Genomic DNA, 5,068 nt, shown 5'->3' on the forward strand with positions numbered 1-5,068 from the left:
CGGTGTGACCGGTAATCGGTCCGCCGACCGGTACGCCGAGGGTCAGGTCCCACGCCTGCACCGTGCCGTCGTGGCCGCCGGTGACGGCGACTGGGCGGCCTTCCAGCGTCGTGCATGCGACCGCAACCACCCAGGTCGCGCTGTCCAGAGTGGTGCGCAGTGCCCGGTGGATCTGGCTGGCAGTGGCCCAGGCGGGCCACCAGGCAGGCTCCGGTCGTGGTAGGCGTAGAGTCGCGGTGAGATCGGGGATGCGGTGGCGGGCGGCGTCGGTGGCCAGGATCGATCGGCGGGCGTCGGGCTCTTGCTGCTGATGTAGGTGGGCGGAGGTCCGGTACACCGCCGCGTGCCGTCTCGCCTCTGGCCCGTTCGCCTCGTCCAGCAGTGGGATCAGGGTGGCGGGGTCGGCGTGCACGAGGAATTCGGGGTCGGTGAGGAGTTCGTCGAGGCGGCCGGCGGCGGCGGCGTGCTCGGCGGCGTGCGAGAGGGCGTATCGGGACGCGCCGGACCACATCCGGCCGTCGGCCTGTGACCCAGGTTCGCTGCGGCCCCGTGACGGTGTGGTGGACGTCGGGGCTGCTGATGGCAAGAGCCGGTCCAGGACGCGTGCTTCCCACTGCCGGGAGGTACGGCGAACGGTCATGGCGCTGGTGGGGCGGTGGGGTGGTGGCGAAGGTAGTCGGTCAGGCCCTGGTGGAAGAGGCGGTAGTGGATGACGCCGTGCTGGTCGGGGGTCAGCCGCAGGTAGAAGCGGATCCCGGCGAGGGTGTGGCGTGCCTGGGCTGGTGCGGGGTCGGGGATGTGGGGGCCGTCGTGGTGGAAGACGGGGGCAACGTGGGTCAGGACGTCCAGGGGCATGCCGTCGCCGCGGGCGTAGGCCAGGGAGGCCAGCAGGGGCCGGGCCCACGGGTCGGTGGCGCGGGCTTGCAGGTCCATCTCCATCACCTCCCACAACGTGCGCGGGACCTGCCCGCCGAGTACCCAGGCGAAGGCGGGGTCGGGCGGCAGGGCTTGTGCGGTGATCTTGTGGTGGGTGTACAGGGCGGCGACCAGGAACGCCCCCCATCGCGGATCAGCCGGATCACCTGGATCGGTCACACCGGCTAGGCCTGCTGGGCTGGCCGGGTCGGTGACGGTTCCAGCGGGCGACGCTGGCGCCGGGGGCTGGCGGGTGGTGAGGGTGGCGGCGAGGGCTTCGGCGAAGTGGGCGCGCGCGGTCTTGTAGGCGGCAGTGTCGTAGGGGGGCTGGCGGTCCAGCAGCGCGGTCACGTATCCGGTGAGGGCGGCGCGGACTTCGGTGGGGGGTTCCTGGTCCAGGTCGATGAGGTGGCCGTGGTCGCGGGCGGCCTGCAGCAGCGGTTGCAGCGAGGCCCATGCGCGGGTACCGACCAGCAGCCGGCACCAACCCCCGCCACCCTCACCACCATCTCCATTACCGGCCTCGTCGCCGTCGGCGGGGTCGGCCGTCAAGGGGGAGCGCGGGTGGGTGCGGGTGGCCAGGGGTAGCAGCACCTGTTGGATCAGCTCGGACGGTTGGGCGGCCTCGTCGACCGCGTCGACCACGATGACCGGCGGGCTCGTCCCGGTGGTGATCGCCTCCAGCAGGTCCGCGGTGGTCCACCCGTGCTGGGCGCCCCCACCGGCCGATGCTGCACTGGCCTTTTCCGCAGCGGGCTGCGCTGGGGCGGCAGGGCCCATCCGCTCGTCTTGTTCACCGCCGTCCTCGTGCGGCCGGAGGCCGGGGGGTGGGAGGTGGAGTTGGCGGGCCAGAGAGTCGATGATCTGCTGGGTGGTCAACTGCCGGGCGTGCACCGCGACCAGGTGCTCGTTGCGGGAGGGCACGTGCGGCAGCCGGTTCCACGCCGGGTCGGTCGCCTCACGCAACCCGGGGTGGGCGGCGCATACCAGCACCCCCAGCAGCGCCGACTTGCCGCTGCCCGGGCTACCGGTCACCACCCGCAGCCCCTGACCGGGCTCGGGCGGGCCAATCTCATCCAGCCAGGCCGACAACTCGCCCAGCAGCCGGTCCCGGCCATAAAACAGGCCCGTGCGCATCCGCGGGCGCGGCCCGTGGGCGTAGGCACGGTCGACGAAGTGCGCCGGGTCCAGCCCCAGCGCAAGGTCGCCCAAGCCGGGGTCGACGCCGTCGGGGAGCAGGTCGGCGTCGGCGGGGACCAGGTTGGGAAAGAACGCGAAGTCCGGCTCGCCGTCCAGCAGGGAGAACAGGCTGCAGGTCACCTGCTGCCCATGCCCATGGGCGGCGACCTGGGCCTGGACGTCCAGCGCCACCTGCCGCGGCGCGATCGACCCGAACCCGCGGGCGACGTTGTAGCCGCCGTCGGCGACCTTGCCCAGTGCGGCGATCATCGCACGGGTGAAGTTAGCGTCATAGGCCGGTTCATCGGCCGGTGAGGCGGCCAGCACCACGGTGCGGCGCCGATCGATCGTCAGCTGGTACGGCAGTCGCACTGCGGTACCGGCCTGGCACACATCCAGCAGGAACAACGTCGCAGGCGCATCTGGATCACGATCGGCCCGCCGTACCCACCCAGCCACATCGGTGAGCTCATCGGCACGGCCGTCGGCCCCAAGGACCTCCAGGCCATCGTAGTTGGGCGGCTGGACCCCATGGCTGAGCACATGCACTACCCGCACCCCGCCCGCTGGCATTGGCTCCCGCAAGAATCCCAGCACGGCCGTGCCGAGCTCGGCAGCTGACTCATTCCCGTTCAGCGTCACGCAGTGGTAGCCCAGCCGGGCCAGCGCCGCCGTCATCTGCCCGCGCAGGGCGTCGGCGCCGGGAATGTCGGCGGGGGTGCCGGTGGGCGGCTCGTCCTCGCCGGAGTGAAAGGAACCGATCACCGCGCACAACGCCCTGCGCACCGGCACCGGCCCCTCCACGGCTCACCCCGCCCTCACCCGACCGTCTTCACGGGGAGATTAGCCACTACATCCCCGAACAGGCCCCGCAAACGACGCAACCCGCCCACGGCATCAAGTACGTCGCAGCTCATGCTGATGGTATGAGGAAGAGCACGCTGCTCGTCCCTGGGCTGGAGGTCGCGGAGAAGATCTTCGAGACGGCCGCCGCGGCGGTCGCGGCGTCGCCGAAATCACCTGGACGACGGCCCCATGGTCGAACGCGGCTAGGGCCTGTTTCAAAGTTGATCAGAGCCATTCGTTGATGGCAGCGATGTGGATGGTGGCCTGGTAGCGGACGGCGAGCTTGTCGAACCGGGTGGCGACCGCCCTGTGACGTTTGAGCCGGTTGATGCCGCACTCGACCGCATGGCGCTCGCGGTAGTCGACCGGGTCGAAGCCGGGCGGTCGTCCGCCGCGGGCGCCGCGCCGGAGTCGATGGCCGGCCTGGTCGGCCGGTTCGGGGATCGTGGCCGCGATGCCCCGCCGCCGCAGGTGAGCACGGATCGCGCGGGAGGAGTACGCCTTGTCCGCGCGCACCCGTTCCGACCGGGTCCGGGGGTGCCCGCCGCCGATGCGGGCGATGCGGATGCCGGCCATCACCACCTCGAACTGCGGCGCATCACCCCGCTGCCCGGCGGTGACCACTAGCGACAACGGTTTTTGCCCTTGCTCGCAGGCCAGGTGCACCTTAGTCGACAGCCCGCCCAGGGAGCGGCCCAGCGCATGGTCGGCGAGCTCGGTCACGGTTCCGCCGGGCGGCTCGGCCTGCAGTTCGCCGTGGCGGCGGGCACCGGCGGCGTGCTGGTGAGCACGCATGACGGTGGAGTCCACGCCGACCTGCCAGCCGATCAGCCCGGCGGCGTCGGCACGGGCCTGCAGCCCGGCCAGGATCTGAGCCCAGGTGCCATCGCGCCGCCACGGAACACTCCGTACACCGCTTGCCAGGAGCCGTAACAGCCGGGCACGTCCCGCCAGGGCACCCCGACCCGCACCCACCACCGGATGCCGTCGATGAGCTGCCGTTTCGTCCATTTCGAGGGTCGACCCGGCCGCTTGCCCCCGGGCAGCAGCGGTTCCAGCCGCGCCCACTGCTCATCGGTCAGGTCGAACCGCCTCCTCACCGCTAGGGCGGCCACGAGGTCTCCGGTGGTTCAGGGTCTTCATGGTCGATGAACCCTCTACCGGAGACCTCACTACTTAGCGATCACGACACACCATCACCCCCCGGACTTCAAAACAGGCCCTAGCCGCCGGCCCCGACGCAACCGCCGCAGCCGCGTCGGCCTTTGAGGATCAGACCGGATTTTAGCGGTAGGGGCTGCTACCTGCGGCGATGCGAATCTTCAGACCGGAGAGTGTGCACTCTGCCCGGTGTAGCTGTTCAGCGCCCCGTCTTCGACCTGCTGGAACGCCGGCTACCGCTAATCACCGTTCCGATCCTCCTCACGGCCCTGAACGGCTGTCGTTGCCGGTGAAGAGTGGTCAACGGTTCCGGTGACCGTCTGCGGGGTCGTGCTCGGTGGTGGTGTGGGGGAGGCGGGGTCGCTGCCGAGCAGGTTCTGCTGCTGGGCCCAGTTGGTGAAGGAGGTCAGTGCCGACAGATGCCGGTTCCTGGTGGCGGGTGCTGCATCGTCCCAGCGGCTCATCACCGCCTCGTAGTGCTCGCAGTCCAGGCCAACGACGGGGAACCAGGCGGGGAAGAGGTCGATCAGGTGTGCGAGGGTCTGGGCGTAGTCGGCGCGGGTCGCCGGGTCCTGGATGGAGTCGAGGAAGTGCTCGACGGCGGCCGCGACGCGCGGTAGGCCAGGCCGGCCGTTCCGGCCGGGATAAGGGGGAACGGACGCCACCAGGACCTCCTAGAGCCGACGTGGTACATGATGCTGCCGGATCACCCCCGGCCCGGCGGACCCCGAGCCGGGCGGACGCTGCCTCTGACGAGGCTATGCGACAGGTGATTTCGCTTCTGTGTCACACCCGCTGGCAACGGCTGCTCTCGCTTGCTGGCGGTGACACGCCTGACGGCACCCAGAGTGGAGGGTCTGGGTCCGCGTGGCAGTGCCCCGTTGCTGCCGAGGCGGGCGGGGTCAGAAGGGTGGATCATCGGAGAAGTCTCCGTTCCTGGTGACCCAGGGGTTGTTGGCGGGCTGCG

Annotated in this window: 3 protein-coding genes and 1 pseudogene; all 4 read right to left on the bottom strand. The window is 70.8% G+C overall.

Annotated features, from left to right (window positions below; genetic code table 11):
* Window positions 1-511, bottom strand: a 511-nt coding sequence (locus tag C4U03_RS40900; protein WP_200827780.1) for a hypothetical protein, incomplete at its 3' end; no start/stop codon positions are given.
* Window positions 512-636: 125 nt separating this feature from the next.
* Window positions 637-2,886, bottom strand: coding sequence for an AAA family ATPase (locus tag C4U03_RS38905; RefSeq protein ID WP_146087701.1), 2,250 nt, complete (start codon window positions 2,884-2,886; stop codon window positions 637-639).
* 279 nt (window positions 2,887-3,165) lie between these two features.
* A pseudogene (locus tag C4U03_RS38910) lies at window positions 3,166-4,055 on the bottom strand (IS5 family transposase).
* 285 nt (window positions 4,056-4,340) lie between these two features.
* On the bottom strand, window positions 4,341-4,766 hold the full coding sequence (locus C4U03_RS38915; RefSeq protein ID WP_103944815.1) for a hypothetical protein: 426 nt from the start codon (window positions 4,764-4,766) through the stop codon (window positions 4,341-4,343).
* Between the last annotated feature and the right edge of the window lie 302 nt (window positions 4,767-5,068).

Origin of the sequence: Thermomonospora echinospora (assembly GCF_900108175.1) — a bacterium.
Taxonomy (GTDB): Bacteria; Actinomycetota; Actinomycetes; order Streptosporangiales; family Streptosporangiaceae; genus Thermomonospora; species Thermomonospora echinospora.